Origin of the sequence: Streptomyces sp. NPDC001914 (assembly GCF_042891215.1) — a bacterium.
Lineage (GTDB): Bacteria > Actinomycetota > Actinomycetes > Streptomycetales > Streptomycetaceae > Streptomyces.
In genome coordinates this window covers 70643-91281 of the sequence record NZ_JBIASW010000003.1, presented here as the reverse complement: position 1 = coordinate 91281, position 20639 = coordinate 70643, and the positions used below count along the sequence as shown (strand labels likewise).

At 73.4% G+C, this 20639-nt stretch carries 14 protein-coding genes; 8 read left to right on the top strand and 6 right to left on the bottom strand.

What is annotated here, in order from left to right; all coding sequences use genetic code 11:
• Positions 1-41: 41 nt before the first annotated feature.
• From ACFYYF_RS09660 to ACFYYF_RS09640, 5 genes are all read left to right on the top strand, one after another.
• Positions 42-1598, top strand: a complete 1557-nt coding sequence (locus ACFYYF_RS09660; RefSeq protein WP_388773186.1) for a PLP-dependent aminotransferase family protein — start codon at positions 42-44, stop codon at positions 1596-1598.
• A 294-nt stretch (positions 1599-1892) separates the two neighbouring features.
• Complete coding sequence (locus ACFYYF_RS09655) at positions 1893-3488, top strand: alkaline phosphatase D family protein (RefSeq protein WP_388773183.1); 1596 nt, start codon at positions 1893-1895, stop codon at positions 3486-3488.
• A gap of 146 nt (positions 3489-3634) precedes the next feature.
• Complete coding sequence (locus ACFYYF_RS09650) at positions 3635-5050, top strand: SWIM zinc finger family protein (protein WP_388773180.1); 1416 nt, start codon at positions 3635-3637, stop codon at positions 5048-5050.
• A complete protein-coding gene (locus tag ACFYYF_RS09645) occupies positions 5047-7731 on the top strand; it encodes a DUF6493 family protein (protein ID WP_388773178.1) in 2685 nt (894 codons plus the stop codon). Before ACFYYF_RS09650 ends, ACFYYF_RS09645 begins: the two co-directional genes overlap by 4 nt.
• 246 nt (positions 7732-7977) lie before the next feature.
• Complete coding sequence (locus tag ACFYYF_RS09640) at positions 7978-9453, top strand: GNAT family N-acetyltransferase (RefSeq protein WP_388773175.1); 1476 nt, start codon at positions 7978-7980, stop codon at positions 9451-9453.
• Between the two features lie 160 nt (positions 9454-9613).
• Here the strand turns inward: ACFYYF_RS09640 and ACFYYF_RS09635 are convergent, their stop codons facing one another.
• On the bottom strand, positions 9614-10825 hold the full coding sequence (locus ACFYYF_RS09635; protein WP_388773173.1) for a trans-sulfuration enzyme family protein: 1212 nt from the start codon (positions 10823-10825) through the stop codon (positions 9614-9616).
• A 60-nt stretch (positions 10826-10885) separates the two neighbouring features.
• Between ACFYYF_RS09635 and ACFYYF_RS09630 the strand changes: the two genes are divergently transcribed.
• Positions 10886-11392, top strand: a complete 507-nt coding sequence (locus ACFYYF_RS09630; RefSeq protein WP_361684260.1) for an Lrp/AsnC family transcriptional regulator — start codon at positions 10886-10888, stop codon at positions 11390-11392.
• 62 nt (positions 11393-11454) lie between these two features.
• Positions 11455-13146 carry a DUF885 domain-containing protein gene (locus ACFYYF_RS09625; RefSeq protein WP_388773171.1) on the top strand — a complete coding sequence of 564 codons (1692 nt, stop codon included), beginning with the start codon at positions 11455-11457 and terminating at the stop codon, positions 13144-13146.
• Positions 13147-13267: 121 nt separating this feature from the next.
• Here ACFYYF_RS09625 and ACFYYF_RS09620 read toward each other — a convergent pair whose 3' ends face one another.
• Together ACFYYF_RS09620 and ACFYYF_RS09615 are read right to left on the bottom strand one after the other, a co-directional pair.
• On the bottom strand, positions 13268-13783 hold the full coding sequence (locus ACFYYF_RS09620; protein WP_388773169.1) for an immunity 21 family protein: 516 nt from the start codon (positions 13781-13783) through the stop codon (positions 13268-13270).
• A gap of 117 nt (positions 13784-13900) precedes the next feature.
• Positions 13901-14419, bottom strand: a complete 519-nt coding sequence (locus tag ACFYYF_RS09615) for a rhodanese-like domain-containing protein (protein WP_388773166.1) — start codon at positions 14417-14419, stop codon at positions 13901-13903.
• A 186-nt stretch (positions 14420-14605) separates the two neighbouring features.
• On the opposite strand from ACFYYF_RS09615, the gene ACFYYF_RS09610 reads away from it, so the two are divergent.
• On the top strand, positions 14606-15052 hold the full coding sequence (locus ACFYYF_RS09610; RefSeq protein WP_361684268.1) for an Lrp/AsnC family transcriptional regulator: 447 nt from the start codon (positions 14606-14608) through the stop codon (positions 15050-15052).
• 58 nt (positions 15053-15110) lie between these two features.
• Here the strand turns inward: ACFYYF_RS09610 and ACFYYF_RS09605 are convergent, their stop codons facing one another.
• The 3 genes from ACFYYF_RS09605 to ACFYYF_RS09595 form a co-directional block, all read right to left on the bottom strand.
• Positions 15111-18107, bottom strand: coding sequence for an AAA family ATPase (locus tag ACFYYF_RS09605; RefSeq protein ID WP_388773163.1), 2997 nt, complete (start codon positions 18105-18107; stop codon positions 15111-15113).
• 55 nt (positions 18108-18162) lie between these two features.
• Entirely contained in the window at positions 18163-19326 is a 1164-nt protein-coding gene (locus ACFYYF_RS09600; protein WP_388773161.1) for an exonuclease SbcCD subunit D, read from the bottom strand.
• A gap of 109 nt (positions 19327-19435) precedes the next feature.
• Entirely contained in the window at positions 19436-20062 is a 627-nt protein-coding gene (locus ACFYYF_RS09595; RefSeq protein WP_365492511.1) for a YigZ family protein, read from the bottom strand.
• Positions 20063-20639: the final 577 nt, after the last annotated feature.

Here is a 20639-nt window from a genome sequence, read left to right as displayed (position 1 = left end):
CACGCTATGAACGGGCGTGGCCCGGTTTAAGGTCCACTTCCATGACGTCATCGGGGACCAATCGCGGCGGGCCACCGCGTCCCGCTCCGACAGCACCGGCCACGGCTCCGGCAGGTCCGGCCACGGCTCCGGCAGGTCCGGCCGCGGCTCCGGCAGGTCCGGCGGAATCGGCGCGCCCGTGGACGGCCGCGTGGGAGCTGCTCCTTCCGGCCGCGTCCGCTCCGGCGCGCGCGCGTGGACGCACCCTTCAGGCCGCGCTGCGCGAGGCGGTCCGCTCCGGGCGGCTCGCTCCCGGCACCCGGCTGCCGTCCAGCCGCGAGCTGGCCGGGGATCTCGGCGTGTCGCGGGGGCTGGTCACCGAGGCGTACGAGCAGTTGACGGCGGAGGGCTATCTGCGCAGCGACCGGGGGTCCGGCACCTGGGTCGGCGGCGCGGTCCGGGGCGTCGGCCCACGCGCGCGTGACCGTGCCCCGGGGGCGGCGGGCGTGCGGGCCGACTTCGTAGCCGGAAGCCCCGACCTGTCGCTGTTCCCGCGCTCCGCCTGGGCCGCCGCGCACCGGGGAGTCCTGGCCGAACTGCCCCACCGGACGCTGGGATACCCGGACCCGCGCGGTCTGCCGCGACTGCGGACGGCCCTGGCCGAACTCCTCGTGCGCCGCCGGGGTGTGGTCGCGGACCCGGAGCGCCTCGTCGTGGTCTCCGGGGTCGCCCAGGCGATGACACTGCTCGGATTCACGCTGCACGCGCGCGGGACACCCCGCGTCGGCGTGGAATGTCCCGGCAGTCCGGACCTCGGCTCGCTGTTCGCCTCGGCCGGCGTCGACACCGTGGCGCTGCCGCTCGACGACGACGGTCTCGCGATCGCCCCGCTCGAATCCTCCGGTGTACGAGCCGTGGTGACGACACCCGCCCACCAGTTCCCCACGGGGATCGCGTACTCGGCGCGGCGCCGGACCGAACTCCTCGACTGGGCCCGGTCCGTGGACGGGCTCGTGATCGAGGACGACTACGACGGGGACTTCCGCTACGACCGTGCCCCGGTCGGTGCCCTCCAGGGGCTGGACCCCGAGCGCGTCGCCTACACGGGCTCGGTCAGCAAGTCGCTCGCGCCCGGGCTCCGGCTCGGCTGGCTCCTCGTCCCTGCGGACCGTTTCGAGGAGGTGGTCGAGCGCAAACGCACCATGGACCTCGGCAACCCCGTCCTCGACCAGGCGCTCCTGGCCCGCTTCGTCGAACGCGGCGACTACGACCGGCACCTGCGCCGCTGCCAGCGCGCCTACCGGGAGCGGCGTGACGTCCTGGTCACCGCCCTGACGGAGCACTTTCCGGGTGCGGAGGTCTCCGGCATCGCGGCCGGTCTGCACGTCGTGGCCGCGCTGCCCGGCCGGTACGGGCCACAGGACCGCTTCCTCGCACGGGCGGCCTCGGCCGGTGTCGTGGTCCGGCCGACGTCGCACTACGGAGCGACGGCCGCGGACGGCGTACGACTCGTGCTGGGCTACGCCCATCTGCCGCCCGCACGGATACGGGACGGCGTGCGGCTGATGGCGCAGGCCGTGCACGGCCGGGGCGCGCTCGACGGGTCGTCGGCGCCTTGAGACGCCGTGGACGGGGTGGGTGCCTCTTGGCCGACGCGGCGCGGCGACGCGGTCACCCGGCCGGCACGGCTCCACGGGCGGCACCATGGCTGCGGCCCAGTAGACGCGGCAACGTAGTTGCGGGCCAGCGGGCGCCACTCCGTGGGCGCTGCTCCTTGGGCGCGACTCCATGGGCGGCATGTCGGCCCTCCACACCCCAAGGCCGGTTGTTCACCCGTGGTTTGCGTGCGCGCTGCGGCGCACCAGTAGGTGTGGCTCTGCACACTGGCCGAATCCGTCCCCGGAGGCGTATCCATGGCGCACCATCCGTCCAGCTCGTTCCCCCATCGCCGCAGCGTGCTGCGCGGCTCCCTGGCCGCCTCGGCGGCACTGACCCTGCCCACCACGCTCGGCGCGGCGCCGGCGTCCGCCCTGTCCGGCCGGCCGACGGCGGGCTGGGGCGTCCAGACCGGCGACGTGACCACCGACTCCGGTCTGGTGTGGGTGCGTTCCGACCGGCCCGCGCGGATGATCGTCGAGACCTCGGCGACCGCCTCCTTCCGGAACCCGCGCAGATGGCACGGTCCGCTGCTCGGCGCGGACACGGACTTCACGGGAACCACCCGGCTGCGCGGGCTGCCGTCCGGTGAACAGATCCACTACCGCGTCGTGCTCGCCGACCCGGACGACCCCCGGCGCACGGGCGAGCCGGTGAGCGGGACGTTCCGCACGGCTCCGCACGGGCGGCGCGGCGGTGTGCGCTTCCTGTGGTCGGGCGACCTGGCGGGGCAGGGCTGGGGCATCAACCCGGACATCGGCGGCTACCGCATCTTCGACGCGATGGCCCGCCTCGATCCCGACTTCTTCCTGTGCAGCGGCGACAACATCTACGCGGACGGACCGATCGCCGCGACGGCCGCGCTCCCCGGCGGGGGCACCTGGCGGAACATCACGACCGAGGAGAAGTCCAAGGTCGCCGAGTCGCTGGCGGAGTTCCGCGGCAACTTCCGCTACAACCTGCTCGACGAGAACCTCAAGCGGTTCAACGCCCAGGTGCCGTCCGTGATCCAGTGGGACGACCACGAGGTCCGGAACAACTGGTACCCCGGTGAGGTGGTCGCCACCACGGACACGCGTTACACGGAGAGGAGCGTCGACGTCCTGGCGGCGCGGGCGCGGCGCGCGTTCGGCGAGTACTTCCCCGTGTCGACGCTGCGGCCGGGCGACCGGGAAGGACGCGTGCACCGGGTCGTCCGTCACGGCCCGCTCCTGGACGTGTTCGTGCTGGACATGCGCACCTACCGCAACGCCAACTCACCGGACATTCAGACGACGGATCCGCAGGGCATCCTCGGTGCCGAGCAGCTGGACTGGCTGAAGCGCGAGATGTCGCGTTCGCGGGCGGTGTGGAAGGTGATCGCCGCGGACATGCCGCTCGGCCTCGTCGTGCCGGACACGACCGAGGGACAGCCGAACATCGAGGCCGTGGCGCAGGGCGACCCCGGCCTGCCGCTCGGGCGCGAACTTCAACTGGCCGAACTTCTGCGGTTCATCAAGCACCGGCGGATCACCGGAACCGTGTGGCTCACCGCCGATGTGCACCACACCTCGGCGCAGCACTACCAGCCGTCGCGGGCCGCCTTCACCGACTTCGAGCCGTTCTGGGAGTTCGTCTCCGGCCCGCTGAACGCCGGAGCATTTCCGGCGAGCGCGCTGGACGCCACCTTCGGACCGGAGCGGGTCTTCGTGAAGGCACCCGTCGCCTCGAACGTCTCGCCCGCGGGCGGCTACCAGTTCTTCGGCGAGGTCGACATCGACGGCGGCAGCGGCGAACTGACGGTACGCCTGCGCGAACAGGACGGAACCGTGCTGTTCACCCAGACACTCCAGCCGGGCCGCGTAGGCGAGTAGACACCCCGAGCCGCCGTGCCCGGCACACCGGCCCCCCCGGCCACCCGGCACGGCGGACCCACCGCGTGAGCTCACCCTCCGTCGACCTCACGACAAGTCTTCGCAGGTCAGGGAGGATTGTCAGTGGTCGGATCTACGGTTTTTGCATGACGCGATCTTTGCAGGCCGTGGCCTACACCCGACCCTCCGCTCTGGAGTCCGTGCCCGGTGGGCGGCGGCTGGGCCTCGAGACCTCGCGGGGTGCCACGCCCGCGGGGATCGAGGACCATCCGCGCTTCTTCGCGGGCTTCCTGACCTCACCTCAGGTGGCCGCCGCGGGGCTGCTGGCGGTCGCCGACGTGGCCGCCGCGCGTTACTACCAGCCTCAGCTGCCGGCGTCCCTGGATCCGGTGGTCACGGGCAACGGTGACCGTCTCCGCTTCGAGTCCTTCTCGGGCTGCGGCGGGGTGTACGCGCGTCTGGACGTGCTGACACCGGGCCTCGACGGCGACGAGATCGGGCACGGGACGACGAACGTCGACGTCAACAACCCGCTGCGCGAGGCCCTTTCCCGCATCGGCACGGACGATCCGCTGCATCTTCGGGTCGGCCCCGACGACATGGCCGTCACCACACTGGACGGACCGGTGGTGGAGAAGAAGGTGCCGCTGCCCGACCGCTGGCTGCGGGGGTTCGCCGAGGCCCAGGTGACGGCGGCCGGGTTCGACCTGCGGGCCGAGCTGCCCGCGGCGGAGGCCGTGCGGTTCCTGCGCTCGCTCCCGCGCGGCCCCGTGCGCGGCAGGTCCGGCGGCCCCCAGTGGGTCGTGCCGGTGGGCCGGGGTCTGCGTCCGACGACCCGGCCGGTGCCGGGAGCCGTGTGTCTGCCCGGACCCGACCGGCTGGTCGCTCTCCAGCGGGTGCTGCGCCACGCGACGGCCCTGCGCGTCTACGGACCGCCGGTCACCGGGAACGCCGCCCCACTGGCCGGCGCCTGGGAAGCCGTCCTCCCCGGAATGCGGCTGACGCTCACGCTCTCGCCGGACGCGTCCCGGGGCTTCTCCGGGGAGGGCGGGGTGCTGGACGCCCTCGCCACCCACGAGGCCGCCGAGGACGCCGAGCCGATCGCGGTCCTGCTGGCCTGGGAGCCGCGCGTCGACGTGGGCGACCTGGCCGCCGCCTCCGGCCTGCCGGCCGAGCGGGTGAGAGCCGCCCTGGTCCGTCTGGGCACATCGGGCCGCGTGGGCTACGACACTGCGGAAGCCGCGTACTTCCACCGGGAACTGCCCTACGACGCGGGGCGGGCCGAGCGGCACAACCCGCGCCTGAAGTCCGCCCACGCCCTGGTCTCCGCGGGTGCGGTCGCCCTGGACGGAGCCATGGGCACGGTGACCGCGGACGACGGACATGTGCACCGGGTCCGCGACGACGCCGGAACGCTGAGCTGCTCCTGCCTCTGGTGGGCGAAGTACCGGGGCGGCCGCGGGCCGTGCAAGCACGCCCTCGCGGTGCGGATGGCACGGCGGGGCACGGGACAGGACCAGAAATTCCAGGAAGTTCCGTTCGACGGGGGCCATGGACGATGAGTGACGAAGCGCTGATGAAAGCCGTACGGGCGGGGCGGACGGTCGAGGCCGCCGGGCTCCTGGACGGGATGACCGATGCCGAACGCCGGTCCTGTCTGCCCGCGTTGAAGGAGCTGCGCAAGGAACTGCGGTCCGCGCCGTGGAACGCGGCCTCCCGCGTGGCCCATCCCGCACTTCATGCGGCGGGAGCGGCGTGTCACACGGGCGCCGCCGGCGCGGCGGCCTGGATCGCCGGCGCCGACATGCGCTGGTCCCAGGCATCCCCCGGTGTCCTGCTCCATGTCCTCGGCGACCGCGAGTCCGACTGGCTCGCCGATCTGACACACCGCCTGGCCGCCCGGCCGACGACGTCCCAGGTCCCGTTCGCCCTGCTGTCGGGCCTGGTGGGGCTGTCCGGCTGCCCGGTTCCCGCGACCGATGCGTACATCGAGGGCTGGTTGCTGCACGTCGGCAGCTCGTGGCCCGGCGGCGGCAGCGTGGCGCAGCGACTGCGCAAGGAACCGCATCTGTCCGAGATGATCAGCGCGTTCTTCGAGTCGGCGGGCCTCACGATCCAGATCGCCTGGGTGTTCGGCGACGGACCGGGGAGCTGGTACAACGCGCTCGCGGAGCTGGCCGAGGAAGGGACCCTCGACCGCAAGGTCTTGGTGGACGCCTGTGTCGCTCGGCTGCTGCGGGGTGGCGTCCCGGCCGACCAGCGGGTGTTCGTGCGTCTGCTGTCGTCGCTGGCCCCGACGCGTGACGAGGAACGCGAGCGCGTCGCCGACTGGACGGCGCTCGCCTGCCAGGCCGTGCCGGCCGTCGCCTGGCACGCGCAGTCGGTGCTCGCCTCGCTCGCGCTGGACGACGAGTTGACGCTCAGGCAGCTCGCCGAGATGTCCTCGGGCGTGCTCTTCCGTACGGAGAAGAAGCTGGTGCGCGCCCAGCTCGTGCTGCTGGGGAAGGTCCTGAGACGTGATCCGTCCGCGGCGGACGTGCTGCTGCCCGTCGTCGCGGAAGCCTTCGGGCACGAGGACACGGAGATGCAGGAGCGTGCGCTGAAGCTGCTGGAGCGCCATGCCGTCGCGCTTTCCGCCTCCGCCGGCACGCCTTCCTCCGACGCGCCTTCCGCCTCCGACGACGCGCGAGGCCGACTCGCCGAGCTCAGCGCCGACTTGAGCCCGGGACTGCGGCTGCGGGCCCAGCAGGTCCTCGGCATCGAGGGCGCCGTGTCCGCCGAGACGGTCCAGGAAGAGGTGCTGCCGCCCGTTCCTGAGCGGGAGCGGCTGGCGGCGGCTCCGGAGTCGGTGGCCGAACTGGCCGAGGAGGTCAGCGCGATACTGGCCTCGGGTGGCGGGGTCGCCGCGTTCGAGCGTGCCCTGGACGGCCTGGTCCGCCATGCCCACCGTGACCGGGACGCGCTGGTGAAGGCCCTCGGTCCGGTGGTCGCGCGCTGCTGGTGGAGGGACCGCGAACCGAGCTACCCGGTGGTGAACCGCGTCTTCCGTGAGTCGGCGCAGGGTCTCGAAGTCGTCCTGGCCTCCCTGTTCGAAGGGGTCGGCATGGACACCCTCCATGCGGCGGTGCAGCACGGACCGGCGAGCGGGGACTGCCACCACACCGCGCTCACCCGCGCCGTCGACGCGCGCCTGTGGGAGGCGGCCCACCGTCTTCGCACCGATCCGATGCCGTTCCTGCTGGCCACTCCCACCTGGGACAGCGGGCTGCTGGAGCCGGACGAACTCGTGGAACGCCTCACCGAGTACCGACGGCTCGACGCCCGGCCGGGCCCGGCAGACTTCGCGCAGGCCCTTCTGCGCGTGCGGCGCGACGACGCCGCGACGGTGTCGGCGGCCGCGGCACGGGCCCGGACGCTCGGCAGCCCGGAGGGGTACCGGCTGGCGCAGTGGCTCACCTCCGAGGGCCCCCTGCTCCCGGTGGTCCGCCGACGGACCCATGGCCTCCGCGTTCTGTTGGAACTCGGCGAGCTCGAAGAGATACAAGGGCTGTTTCCCAGGGAGTTCCGGCCGCTGGGCCGCCCACTCACCGTGTTCAAGGATCGCTCGTACTGCCGGCACTGGGGCGCCACGGACCAGCAGCACTGGATCGCCGTCGTACCGGGACGCCGGGAACTGGTGGCGGCGCGTCTGCTGCGTGACTTCAGCACGGCCGTGCTGGAAGACGGCCGCATGGGTGCGGCGGTGCTGCCGTTGCTCGCCGAGGCCGACGGCACGGCGGGCGAGGCACTGCATCTGTGTGTGGCGTACGGGCTCGGGGCCCGGCATCCGGAGGACCGGCTCGCCGCGGTGGACGCCCTGCTGGTCCTCGCGGCCCGCGGTCAGCTCGACGCCGGGCGGCTCGGCGCGGACCTCGGGGAACTGGTGCGCAGGGGCACGCTGAAGAAGTCCCGGCTGGCCGAGTCGATCCGCACGGCGGCGGCCACGGGTGCGTACGCCACCGTGTGGGCGGTGCTGCGCGGCCTGTTGCCGGTCGTGCTGGCCGACCTCGCCGACGGTGCGGGCGGTGCCGCCGTGCGAGGGCTCGGTGACCTCTTGGCGGTCGCCGCCGACTGCGCCGAGCGGTCCGGGGCGCGTGACGATCTCCCGCATCTCGCCGGTGCCGCCGGACAACGGGGTTCGTCCAGGGTGGTGATCCAGGCCCGCCGGCTGCGGACCGCGCTGACACCGGGGGCCGTTGCCTGAGAGAGGCCCTCAAGAGAGCAGGCCGTCACGTGACACGGAAGGTGCCTCGCCCGACACACAAGACCTTCGCAGGACGCCGGAGACGGTCCGGCGTCTCTGACCAGGTGGGCGGCCACGTCCCGCGTTCGAGGCAAAAGCCCCGTAAAAAGAACTTCAAAACGGACAGAACGACACTTAACCGATCAGTCACAAGCCGTTCGTGATCACGCAACACCGTTCCTTCACAGTGACTGTATGACTCCAGACATGTCTGATGTGACGCGTGCGAAGCACGGACGGCCCGTTCACCACTGGCGCCGGGACGTCGTCGAACTCGCCGCGCTGTTCACGGCCGTGGCGGTCGCGGACGGCGTGGCCAATCTGATCGGGCACGGGCCCGACGGTCCAGCGCTGCTGGTGATCTCAGCGGTGTTCCTGGCCGCCACGGCGGGATTCCACACATGGTGGGCACGCCGCCACGGTCACGCGCCGCCGACGAGCGATACCGGCGCCCGGCCGCCCTCGGACGGGCGAACGGGCGCGCTTCCCGGGGAGGACGCGGCGGCCTCCCCGGCACTGCCCGCCGTCGAGGCGACGGTGCTCCTGCGGATGCGTACGACGGTGAAGGACGCCCCGGGTTCGCTCGCGGCGCTGTGCACGGCGCTCGCACGGCACCGGGTCGACATCCTGAGCCTCCAGACGCACCCGCTGGCCGACGGCACGGTCGACGAGTTCCTGCTGCGCGCGCCCGCCGAGCTGGCCACCTCCGAGATCACCCGCGGTGTGGCACAGGCCGGCGGCAGCTCCACCTGGATCGAGCGGGCCGACGCCCACGATCTGGTGGACGCGCCGACCCGGGTGCTCGGCCTGGCCACCCGTACCGCTCTCGACGCCTCCGAACTGCCGCTGGCGCTGCGGCAGTTGCTGGGCCGGTGCACGATCCGTTCACTGCCCGCCACCTCTCCCGTCTCCGGCCGGGCGACGGAGGGGGCTCCCGTGGAGGGCGCGCTCGAGGACACGGTGATGCGGCTGCGCGCCCCGCAGGGCGGCGTGATCACGGTCGAGCGGCCGTATCTGCCGTTCACCCCCACCGAGTTCGCCCGGGCACGGGCGCTGGTCGAGCTGGACGCGCGGCTCGGCCCGCGCGTTCCGCTCGGACAGGACATGCTGACGCTGCCGGAGGGCAACGCGATCACCGTGCGTCGCGCGGACGTCTCCGATCTGGAGGCCGCCAAGGAGATGCACGAGCGCTGCTCGCCGCGCACGCTGAGCATGCGGTACCACGGCCCCGTCGGGGACGCGGACCGGTACCTCAACCACCTGCTCAGCCCCAGCTTCGGGCGCACCCTCGCCGTGCGGACGGCGTCCGGCAGGATCGTCGGGCTCGGCCATCTGCTCTGGGACGGCGACGAGACGGAGGTCGCGCTGCTCGTCGAGGACGAGTGGCAGCGGCGCGGCATCGGCGTCGAACTGCTCGGCCGTCTGGTGGCGATGGCCGTCGAGGCCGGCTGCGAGAGCGTGTACGCCGTCACGCAGGCGTCGAACACCGGCATGGTCGCCGCCATGCGCGGCCTCGGCCTCCCGCTCGACTACCAGATCGAGGAGGGCACCCTGGTCATCACCGCCCGCCTGGAGACGTCGTCGGTGACGTCGCCGTACGCCCAGCACCATGGTGACGGCTACGCCCAGTACGGAACGGCGACCGAGACGGGCGGCGCGGGAACGGGCAAGCGCCGCAGCTAGCCCGGAAAGTCCGCGCTGGGCCCGGACGCCGTGGTGCTCGTCCACGAGTGCACCGGCACGCACACCCTGGACCCCCTGCCCGACGAACTGATCCCGGACGAGGGAGCGCCCCCGGCAACCTTCACGGTGCCGGGGGCGCTCCCTCCCCCGTTCCCCCGGCTCATGCCCCGGCGCGGAGCCCCAGCGCCGAGTCCAGGTCGGACCACAGGTCCTCCACGTCCTCCAGGCCCACGGACATGCGCAGCAGCCGGTCGCTCACGCCCGCGTCGTGGCGGTCCGCCGTGGGGACGATGCGGTGGCTTATGGAGGCCGGGTGCTGGATGAGGCTGTCCACGCTGCCGAGGCTCACGGCGGGAGTGATCAGCCGGACGCCGGCGATGACCTCGTGCGGGTCGCCGTGCACCTCGAAGGCGATCATGGCTCCGCCGATGCGCGGGTAGTGGACGCGGGCGACGCGGGGATCGTCGGAGAGCCGGCGGGCGAGTTCCGCGGCGTTCGACGAGGCGGCCCGGACCCGGACGGGCAGGGTCGACAGGCCACGCAGCAGCAGGTAGCCGGCCAGCGGGTGCAGCACACCGCCCGTCGCGAAGCGCACCTGGCGCAGCTTGCGCGCGAACTCCTCGTCGCACGCGACGACGCCGGCCATCACGTCCCCGTGACCGCCCAGGTACTTGGTGGCGCTGTGCAGCACCAGCCGCGCGCCCTGCTCGACGGGGCGCTGCAGCACGGGGGTGGCGAAGGTGTTGTCGGCGAGGAGCGGGACGGTCCCGCAGGCGTGGGCCACGGCACGGAGGTCGAGTTCGGCGAGCGTCGGGTTGGCCGGCGACTCGACCATCACGAGACCGGTGTCGGGCCGCAGCGCGTCGGCGATCCCGGCCGGGTCGACCCAGGTGACCTCGGTGCCGAGCAGCCCGGCGGTCAGGAGGTGGTCGCTGCAGCCGTACAGCGGGCGGACGGCGACGACATGGCGCAGGCCCATGGCGTTGCGTACGAGGAGGACGGCGCTGAGGGCGGCCATGCCGCTCGCGAAGGCGACGGCGCTCTCGGTGCCTTCGAGGCGCGCGAGCGCGGTCTCGAAGCGGGCGACGGTGGGGTTGCCGAGGCGGGCGTAGACGGGCGGGCCCTCGGGTTCGGCGCCGTCGGCCGCGAAGGCGTCGATCCGGGCTGCCTCGCCGCGGCTGTCGTACGAGGGGTAGGTGGTGGACAGGTCGATCGGGGCCGCGTGCAGCCCCAGTGCGGCCAGATCCTCCCGGCCGGCGTGCACGGCTTCCGTGGCGAGTGCCCTGGCCGGAGCCGTGATGACCTGGCCGATTCCGCTCAGGTCGTCCTGCGCGTCCTGCGCGCCCTGCGTGTCGTACACAACGGAGTCCATGCGCGGAAGCCTGAACACCGGGCGGACTTTCGGCGGCGCATCCCGTGTTACGTTCGCGCCATGGCCGATTCTGTCGTACTCGATCCGGTGGATCTTCATCTGTTGCGGTTGCTGCAGAACGACGCCCGGACGACCTACCGCGATCTCGCGGCTCAGGTCGGCGTCGCGCCGTCGACCTGTCTCGACCGGGTGACCAGGCTGCGCAGGGCAGGAGTGATTCTCGGCCATCAGCTGCGGCTGGACCCGGCGAAGCTCGGACGCGGTCTGGAGGCGTTGCTGTCCGTGCAGGTCCGGCCGCACCGCAGGGAGCTGGTGGGACCCTTCGTCGACCGGATCCGGCTGCTGCCGGAGTCGCGGACCGTCTTCCATCTGACCGGCCCCGACGACTACCTCGTGCATGTCGCGGTCGCGGACATGGCGGATCTGCAGCGGCTGGTGCTCGACGAGTTCACCTCGCAGCGTGAGGTGGCGAGGGTCGAGACGCGGTTGATATTCCAGCAGTGGGACTGCGGCCCCCTGCTGCCGCCCGCGCCGCCGGGCACATCGTCCCCGGCCAAATCCGGCTGATGCGGTGAGAAGCCCGGTAGAGCGGGCTGACGCGGCGCCCATGCCCGTATGAGGATGTGCGCATGTCACAGACGAAGAACCCGCTGCCCCGCGAGGTCGCCGACGCGTACGTCGACGAGCTCATCGCCCTCGACCCGGTTCTCGGTACGTATCTCGGTGTGAAGGAGAGCCACGGCAGGCTTCCCGACAACTCGCCCGCCGGCCAGGAGGCCGTCGCCGAGCTGGCGCGGGTGACGCTCGCGCGGCTGGAGGAGGCGGAGCGTCGGCCGGGCGCGGAACGTGACATCGAGCGCCGTTGTGCCCGGCTGCTGCGTGAGCGGCTCACCGCCGCGCTCGCGGTCCACGAGGCCGGCGAGGGCCTGCGCGCGGTCGGCAACCTGCACACGCCGGTGCACTCGGTCCGGCAGGTCTTCACCCTGACGCCGACGGAGACCGACGAGGACTGGGCCACGGTCGCGGAGCGGCTGCGCGCGGTGCCGGCCGCGCTCGCCGGGTACCGGGAGTCCCTCGCGCTGGGGCTCGACCGGAAGCTGTACGCGGGCCCGCGTCCTACGGCGACGTTCGTCGAACAGCTCACGGAGTGGTCGGACACGGACGGACAGGGCCTCGGCTGGTTCGAGGACTTCGTGACGGCGGGCCCCGGTTCCGCGCGCGAGGAGCTGGACGCGGCGGCGCGGATCGCGACCGAGGCCGTGATCTCCCTGCGGGACTGGATGCGTGATGTGTACGCGCCGACGATCGAGGGCGCGCCGGACACCGTGGGCCAGGAGCGGTACGCGCGGCTGGCGCGCTACTTCAACGGTACGGATCTCGACCTCGACGAGGCGTACGCGTACGGCTGGGCCGAGTACCACCGCCTCCTGGCCGAGATGCGGACCGAGGCCGAGAAGATCCTGCCCGGCGCGGCCACCCCCTGGGTCGCTCTCGCGCACCTCGACGAGCACGGCCGGCACATCGAGGGCGTCGACGAGGTCCAGCAGTGGCTCCAGGGGCTGATGGACGAGGCGATCACCGCGCTGGACGGCACACACTTCGAACTCGCCGAGCCGGTACGGAGGGTGGAGTCCCGCATCGCGCCGCCCGGCGGTGCGGCGGCCCCCTACTACACCGCCCCGTCGCAGGACTTCTCACGGCCGGGCCGCACCTGGCTGCCCACGATGGGGCAGACCCGCTTCCCCGTCTACGACCTCGTCTCGACCTGGTACCACGAGGGCGTTCCCGGCCATCACCTCCAGCTCGCGCAATGGGCGTACGTCGTCGACGACCTGTCCCGCTACCAGGCGACCGTCGGCCAGGTCAGCGCCAACTGCGAGGGCTGGGCGCTCTACGCGGAGCGGCTGATGGACGAGCTCGGCTTCCTGAACGACGCGGAGCAGCGGCTCGGCTATCTCGACGCGCAGATGATGCGGGCCGCCCGGGTCATCGTCGACATCGGTATGCACCTGGAGCTGGAGATCCCCGCCGACTCGCCCTTCCACCCGGGCGAGCGGTGGACTCCGGACCTGGCGCAGGAGTTCTTCGGCGCGCACAGCAGCCGTCCGGCCGACTTCGTGGAGAGCGAGCTGACCCGCTACCTCACGATGCCCGGCCAGGCCATCGGCTACAAGCTCGGCGAGCGCGCCTGGCTGCTCGGCCGTGAGAACGCGAAGAAGCGCCACGGTGACGCGTTCGACGCGAAGGCCTGGCACATGGCCGCCCTGTCCCAGGGTTCCCTGGGCCTGGACGACCTGGTGGACGAGCTCTCCCGGCTCTGACCGCCCCGCGCGGCGGCCGTCTCCCGGCCGCCGCGCGCATGACCGCGGGACCTCGGCGGTGTCCCGCGCCGGGACGCCGCCGAGGCCGCAGGACGCGTTGAGGCGCCAGGACCTCAGGAACTCAGGGCGTCAGCCGACGCAGGTGTACGAGTCCGACCCACGTCTCGGGTCCCGGTTCGACGCGGGCCGCCCGGACCCCGTACCGGCCCGGTTCGAGGATCACGCGCAGATGGTCCGCGCTCCCGGAGGCGGTGCCGGGCCGGGCGGCGTCGAAGAGGACGACGGGGCCCGGCACCCTCCACTCCACTTCCTGTTCCCAGCGGGCCTGCGAGAGCGCCGCCGGGACGAGGGCGAGCAGGTCGGCCTCGGAATCGGCGGCGCACCAGCGGACGAAGGCGTCGTGCTCGGGGAGGTAGGCGGTCGAGGCGGGATCGTCGCCGAGGACCAGGGCCCTGGTGTCGCCCACGGGCAGAAGGCCGATGAGCCCGTCGACGTCACACGCCCGGTCGTAGTCGCAGGAGAGGTCGTCGCCGTCGGCCCCGGACCAGAACGGGAGCACCGTCTCCGGTATCGCTATGAGCGGCCCGCCGCCCGACTCGACCCACTGGACCGCACCGGGCTCCGCGTATCTTGGCATGCGCAGAAGCTACACGGCACGCGTCCGCCCCAATAGGACGCACAGTCCCGCGAAACGGATTCCGGACACCGGCGGGCGCAGGGGGCCGGGACCGTCGCCCCAGCCCCCTCCCCCGGGTCAGCAGCCGCAGTCCTCGGCGTCCACCGGCGCCGTCAACGGGTCCTCGGCGCGGCGCTCACGGCCCTGCCAGGTCTCGAACTCGAAGCCCTCGCGCGCCCAGTACTCGAAGCCGCCGAGCATCTCCTTGACCTGGAAGCCGAGTTCGGCGAGGGCGAGGGCCGCGCGGGTCGCGCCGTTGCATCCGGGTCCCCAGCAATAGGTCACGACCGGAACGGACTTGTCCAGAAGCCGCTCGGCCTGCTCGGGGACGAGGGCCGTGGGCAGGTGGACCGCGCCGGGGATGTGGCCCTGGTCCCACGAGGCGGTGGAGCGGGAGTCGAGGACGACGAACCCGGGGTCGCCGCCGGCCGCGAGGGCCGCCGCCACGTCGGACACGTCCGCGTGGAACGCGAGGCTCGCGCCGAAGTAGGCGGCCGCCGCGGCGGGGGACGCCGCCGGCACGCGCAGGACGGCGTTCGTCGCCGTGGAACCGGTCACCGTGTCGTTCTTCGTGATGCCCTCGGCAGTCGCAGTCATGGCCTGGCCTTTCTTGAACCGTGGCCCCGCCGGACGGATGCCGCCCTTGCCACCCCGGTGCTTCCTGCGCACCTCGTCCCGCGGGACTTCCCGACCAGAAATCTACGGGGACCGGTCCGCTCCCTGAAGTGACGATCCACGGCAGTACTGTTGATCGGCCGGGGATTCTCCTGGTATTCATCGGGGATGACCGCGTATTCCCCGGACGCCACCGACTGGCGCATCCTGGACGTCCTCCAGCGCGAGGGCCGGGCCAGCTTCACCGAGCTGGCACGGGCCGTCTCGATGTCCGCGAGCGCGGTCACCGAGCGGGTGCGGCGCCTGGAGGAGGCGGGAGTCATCCAGGGGTACGCGGCCGTCGTGGACCCCGAGAGCCTGGGGCTGCCGATCCTGGCGTTCGTCCGCCTCCGCTACCCGAACGGCAACTACAAGCCGTTCCACGACCTCGTCGAGGTCACGCCCGAGATCCTGGAGGCACATCACGTCACGGGCGACGACTGCTTCGTCATCAAGGTCGCCGCCCGGTCGATGGGCCACCTGGAGACGGTGTCGGGCAAGATCGGCACGCTCGGTTCGGTGACGACGAGCGTCGTCTACTCCTCACCACTGCCGCGCCGCCCCCTGGGCCACTGAGACCGCCCCGGCGCGGGCCGGAACCATCAACGGCCAGAACTTCCCCCTGCCGGGCCGATCACGCGCCCCGCTGCCGTACGACCGACCCCGTTCTCCCCTTGACGACCTCCAGCTGGGCGTGGATGCGGCGGCGCAGGTCGCCGACGTGGCTGACGATGCCGACGCTGCGGTCGCGTTCCCGCAGCGAGTCGAGGACGTCGAGCACCTCGTCCAGGGTCTGGTCGTCCAGGCTCCCGAACCCCTCGTCGATGAAGAGCGTGTCCAGCCGCACCCCGCCGGCCTCGTCGGTGACCACGTCCGCGAGACCGAGTGCGAGGGCGAGGGAAGCGAAGAAGGTCTCGCCGCCGGAGAGCGTCGCTGTGTCGCGCTCGCGTCCGGTCCAGGCGTCCACGACGTGCAGTCCGAGCCCGCTGCGTCCGCGGCCCGCCCGGTCGTCCGAGTGCACCAGGGTGTAGCGCCCCGACGACATCCGCTGGAGGCGGACCGTCGCGGCGGCGGCGACCTGCTCCAGCCGGGCGGCGAGGACGTACGCCTCCAGACGCATCCTGCGTTCGTTGTCCGCAGAGGTACCGGCAGCGAGCCCGGCGAGCCGGGCTACACGCTCGTACTCCTCGCGCAGCGGGGCGAGCCGTCGGGCGCCGCCGGTCGCGCGGGTGGAGAGCGTGTCCAGCTCGGCGCAGCGCCGGGCCGCGGCGTCCTGCGCCGACGCGGTGTCCCGCAGCCGTCGGGCGGCGCACTCCGCCGCCCGTTCGGCGGCCGTCAGGTCGGCCGGAGGCCGCCGCGCGGCGGCCGTGGTGTCCGCCTCGGCGAGCACGGCGCGCACCGAGGACTCCTCCAGCTGCCAGGCGTCGAGCTGCCGTTGCAGATCGCGATGGGCCACGTCGTCGAGCATCGCGGCGGCCGCCGCCTGCGGGGTCTCGAATCCGGCGCGGAAGGCCGCGTCGGCCAGCCGCGCGTCGGCGTCCTTGAGGCGGCGCGCGACGTCCTCCGCCGCCCGGACGCCGTCCGCGGCCTCGGTGAGCAGCGCGACCTGCCGCTCCAGCTGCGTGGCCCGCTCGGACACGCTCCCGGCCGCGCCCCGTGCCTGCTCCAGCTCCCCTTCCAGCGAGGCCCTCTCGCGGTCGAGGGAATCCCGGTGCGAGGCCCGTGCGGCGACGCGCCGGGCGGCGTCCTGCTGTGCGGTCAGCCGCCGCTCGTGCTCGCGTTCGGCCTGTTCGCGGGCCTCGCGCGCGGCGTGCAGTCCGGAGGCCACGGTCCGGGCCCCGGTGTGCAGGCGCTCCAATTCCTCGGCCTGCTCCTCCAGTTGCCGGGTCGGCGCGTCGCCCGCCTCGGCGGTGGCGGCGGCCAGTGCCTCGCGCACGAAGCCGAGGCGGCGCTCGGCCTCGGCGCGCTGCTCGTCGGCGGTCCGGTGGGCGGCAAGCGCCCGCTCCTCCGTCTCGCGGTCGACGTGACCGGCGATCTTCCGTGCGGGCGCCGGGTGTTCGGTGGCACCGCACACGGCGCAGGACTCGCCGTCCACCAGACCGGCGGCGAGTTCGGCGGCGATGCCCTGGAGACGCTGTTCCTTGAGGTCGAGCCAGCGGGCGTGTGCCTCGGTGGCCCGCTCGCGCGCGGCGAGGCTCAGGTCGTGGGCGGTCTCGGTGTCCCGGGCCAGCTCGTCCCGGAGCCGGGCGGCGGCGAGGCGCTTGACGGCCGGTTCGCGCTGGACGGCGAGCTGTTCGGCGCGCGCCGCGGCCTCCTGCGCGGTCTCGACCCGCGCCTCGACACCCGCGCGGGTCTCCTCCCAGTCGGCGAGCCAGCTCTCGGCGTCCTGGAGGACGTCCTCGTCGGCGCGTTCCTGGCGGTCCAGCGAGGCGCGCTCCGCGGCGAGTTCACCGAGGCGCCGCTCGGCGCGGCGTGCCGATTCCAGGCCGCCCAGTTCCTCGGCGGCCTTGCGCGCGGCGGTCGCGAGACCGGGCGCTCCGGCACCGGCGAACGTCTCGGGCAGGGCGGCACGCGCCCGGGTCTCCTCGGCGGCCGCGCGCCGGTGCTCCGCCTCGGCGGCGTCGCGCAGTTCGAGTGCGGGGGTCACGGCCTCGGCCTTGCGCGCCCGCTCCATGCGCGTCCTGGCGGCGTGGTGGGCGTCGGCGCGCTGCTCCAGGCGCGCGGCCCGCTCCTGCGCCTCGGTGAACCGGCGCTGCAGCCGGTCCACTTCGCGTACGTCGTCGAGCGCGCGGTCGGCGGCGGCCTGCTCGGATTCCGCGGCCCCGCGGGCGCCGCGGGCGACGGTCAGCGCCTCGCGAGCCGTGCTGCGGGCGACGGCGGCCCAGGCGAGCACCGCCTCGGCGAGGCCGGGGTCGCCGGGCGCGAGGTCGGGCAGCGGCTCCTCGACGACGCGCCCGGCCGCCTGCTGCATGCGGTGCGCGTCGGCCAGCAACGCGGTGTCCCCGGCCCGTACTTCGGCCTCGGCGGCGCGGCGGCGTTCGGCGAGGCGCTTCTCGACCTCGGCGAAGCGGTGGGTGTCGAAGAGCCTGCCGAGCAGCTTTCCGCGGGCTTCGGCGTCGGCCCGCAGGAAGCGCGCGAAGTCGCCCTGGGGCAGCAGCACGACCTGGCAGAACTGCTCGCGGCTCATCCCGAGGAGCTGGGTGATCTCCTCGCCGATCTCCTGGTGGGAGCGGCTGAGGTCCTTCCAGGACGCGGCCGTTGAGTCGTACTCGCGCAGCCAGCTCTGGGCCTTCTCGGTCGTCATTCCCTTGCCGCGCAGCTTGGGGCGCTCCCAGGGCGGCTGCCGGGTGACCTCCAGCCGGCGTCCGGCGACACTGAGTTCGAGGCGGATCTCGGTGCGGGCGTCGGGTGCCGCGTGGTCGCTGCGCAGGCCGAGGCCCTGACCGCTCTGCCGGGCGCCGGGAACCGCTCCGTACAGCGCGTAGCAGACGGCGTCGAGGACGGAGGTCTTGCCCGCGCCCGTGGGTCCGTGCAGCAGGAAGAGCCCGGCGGCGGACAGTTCGTCGAAGTCGACGCTCTGGGCGCCGCCGAACGGGCCGAAGGCGGTGATGTCCAGGCGGTGCAGCCTCATCGGTTTCCCTCGGTCTCCGGGCGGGCGGCCCGCTGGGTGTGCGGCGGACGTGCGGTCACCGGGCGGTCTCCCGGACGGTCTCGTCGGCCCGGACGGCGTCGAACGCGTCCCGGAGCACGGCCTGTTCCCGGACGTCGGGGCCCACGCCGCGCACGTGGGCCACGAAGTCCTCGGCGATCTGTTCCTCGCTGCGGCCCGCGATCCGCCGGGCGTAGGAGACGCCCGGGGCCTGCGGGGAGCGTTCGGGGTCGAAGACGAGGCTGAGCGTGTGCGGGAAGCGTTCGGCCAGCCGGGCCATGGGGTCGCCGGGCCGCACCGGGTCGGTGAGGGTCGCCTCGACCCAGGCGTCCGTGTGCCGCTCCAGCGCCGGGTCCGCGAGCAGGTCCTCCAGGTGTCCCCGCAGGCGGGCCAGCGGGCGGGGCACCGGACAGTCGATCCGCTCGGTGGCCAGGGAGCCGTCGGGGCCGAGGTCCACGAGCCACATGCTCTTGCGGTGGTCCGCCTCCGAGAAGGAGTACGGCAGCGGGGACCCCGAGTAGCGGACGCGCTCGGTGATGGTCTGGCTGCCGTGCAGATGGCCGAGTGCCGTGTAGTCGGCTCCGTCGAAGACTCCGGCGGGCACCGAGGCCACGCCGCCGACGGTGATGTCCCGTTCGCTGTCGCTCACCTCGCCGCCGGTGACGAAGGCGTGGGCGAGGACGACGGCGCGGGTGCCCGGCGCGCGGCCGGCGAGGTCGGCGCGCACGCGGTCCATGGCGGCGGCCAGCACGGTCTCGTGGCCCGCCTTCTCCACCCCGAACTCGTCCTTCACCAGGGCGGGTTCGAGATAGGGCAGGCCGTAGAAGGCGACGTCGCCGTGGGCGTCGGTCAGCACCACCGGGGTGCCGCACCCCGCGGGATCGGTGCGCAGATGGACGCCCGCGCGCCCGATGAGTCCGGCGCCGACGCCGAGCCGGCGCGCCGAGTCGTGGTTCCCGGAGATCATCACGGTGGGCACGCCGAGGTCGGCCAGGCGGTGCAGGGCGTCGTCGAAGAGCTGGACCGCGGCCAGGGGCGGCACGGCACGGTCGTACACGTCTCCCGAGACGACCACCGCGTCGACCTCGCGCTCGCGCGCGGTCGTGACGAGATGGCCGATGAAGCGGGACTGGGCGTCGAGCATGTTCACCCGGTGGAACGCCCGGCCCAGATGCCAGTCGGAAGTGTGCAGGAGCCTCATGATCCCCGAAGAGTAACGGCCGGGTCTGACATCACGGGCGGTTACTCCCGTATCGACCCACCCCGACCGCCGCCTCGACGCGCCTCTTCATCCGGAATTGCCTGGATTGTCAGGCATCTCCGTAGGCCTCGCCGCCCAGCTCGAAGCCGGCCGTCCCCGCGGTCACGTCGGCCAACCAGGCCCGGAAGGAGTCCACATCGGCGTCCGGCAGCCCGATCTCGATGGCGACGGCCTCGCCGTAACGCACATCACGTACCTCCCGGCCGGTCGAGCGCAGATCGTTCTGCACCTTGCCGGCCCGCTGGTGGTCGACGGTGACCGTGGCCAGCCGGAAGCGGCGGCGGGTGATCGTGCCCATCGCGTCCAGCGCCTCGCCCACCGAGCCGCCGTACGCCCTGATCAGTCCGCCGGCGCCCAGCTTGACCCCGCCGTAGTAGCGGGTGACGACGGCGACCACGTAGCGCATGTCGCGGCGCAGCAGCATCTGGAGCATCGGGACACCCGCGGTGCCGCCCGGTTCGCCGTCGTCGCTCGCCTTCTGCACGGCGCCGTCGGCCCCGATGACGTACGCGAAGCAGTTGTGCGTGGCGTCCGCGTGCTCCTTCCGCACCGCGGCGATGAAGTCCTGGGCCTCCCGCTCGGTCGCGGCCGGGGCGAGGGCGCACAGGAATCGGGAGCGGTTGACCTCGGTCTCGTGCACGCCCGCGTGGGCCACTGTGCGGTACTCGTCCTGCATCAGGCCAGCGTATGCGCTGCGCGCACACCACCGACGGCCCGGGGCGGCACCCGCGCACGGCGGGCAGGGGACGGGGCCGTCGTGCGGCGCGAGGGCCCAGGGTCGTCCACCGGACGCGCGCACGGCCGCCCGCGCAGGACGGTGCGGCGTACGAGGACGGGCTACGAGCCCCCGTACGGACCGCACGCGCCCGGCCGCGACGGCACCGGGCCCCCCGTCACGGACCGGACACGGACCCGGTCGCACGTGCCCCGGCGGGACGGCATCGGGACCCCGGACACGGACCGGACAACCCCCGCCGCCCGTGCCCGGCCAGGACAGCACCAAAGCCCGGTCACGGACCGACATCCCCGACATCCCCCGCCGCGCGCCCCGGACAGGACAGCACCGGGGCCACGGACACGGACCGGACAACCCCACGCCGCGCGTGCCCGGCCAGGACAGCACCGGGACCCGGTCACGGACCGACCTCACACCCGGCCGACCGCACTCGGCGACCGCACCCGGCCAGCCGCGTTCCGCCGGGACGGCATCCGGACCCGGACAGGTCACCCGGGCACCCGGGCACCCGGGCACC

Excerpts from the sequence above, each read along its gene's own strand:
- ACFYYF_RS09660 (WP_388773186.1), top strand. The coding sequence starts at position 42 with ATGACGTCATCGGGGACCAATCGCGGCGGGCCACCGCGTCCCGCTCCG.
- ACFYYF_RS09655 (WP_388773183.1), top strand. The coding sequence starts at position 1,893 with ATGGCGCACCATCCGTCCAGCTCGTTCCCCCATCGCCGCAGCGTGCTG.
- ACFYYF_RS09650 (WP_388773180.1), top strand. The coding sequence starts at position 3,635 with ATGACGCGATCTTTGCAGGCCGTGGCCTACACCCGACCCTCCGCTCTG.
- ACFYYF_RS09645 (WP_388773178.1), top strand. The coding sequence starts at position 5,047 with ATGAGTGACGAAGCGCTGATGAAAGCCGTACGGGCGGGGCGGACGGTC.
- ACFYYF_RS09640 (WP_388773175.1), top strand. The coding sequence starts at position 7,978 with ATGTCTGATGTGACGCGTGCGAAGCACGGACGGCCCGTTCACCACTGG.
- ACFYYF_RS09635 (WP_388773173.1), bottom strand. The coding sequence starts at position 10,825 with ATGGACTCCGTTGTGTACGACACGCAGGGCGCGCAGGACGCGCAGGAC.
- ACFYYF_RS09630 (WP_361684260.1), top strand. The coding sequence starts at position 10,886 with ATGGCCGATTCTGTCGTACTCGATCCGGTGGATCTTCATCTGTTGCGG.
- ACFYYF_RS09625 (WP_388773171.1), top strand. The coding sequence starts at position 11,455 with ATGTCACAGACGAAGAACCCGCTGCCCCGCGAGGTCGCCGACGCGTAC.
- ACFYYF_RS09620 (WP_388773169.1), bottom strand. The coding sequence starts at position 13,783 with ATGCCAAGATACGCGGAGCCCGGTGCGGTCCAGTGGGTCGAGTCGGGC.
- ACFYYF_RS09615 (WP_388773166.1), bottom strand. The coding sequence starts at position 14,419 with ATGACTGCGACTGCCGAGGGCATCACGAAGAACGACACGGTGACCGGT.
- ACFYYF_RS09610 (WP_361684268.1), top strand. The coding sequence starts at position 14,606 with ATGACCGCGTATTCCCCGGACGCCACCGACTGGCGCATCCTGGACGTC.
- ACFYYF_RS09605 (WP_388773163.1), bottom strand. The coding sequence starts at position 18,107 with ATGAGGCTGCACCGCCTGGACATCACCGCCTTCGGCCCGTTCGGCGGC.
- ACFYYF_RS09600 (WP_388773161.1), bottom strand. The coding sequence starts at position 19,326 with ATGAGGCTCCTGCACACTTCCGACTGGCATCTGGGCCGGGCGTTCCAC.
- ACFYYF_RS09595 (WP_365492511.1), bottom strand. The coding sequence starts at position 20,062 with ATGCAGGACGAGTACCGCACAGTGGCCCACGCGGGCGTGCACGAGACC.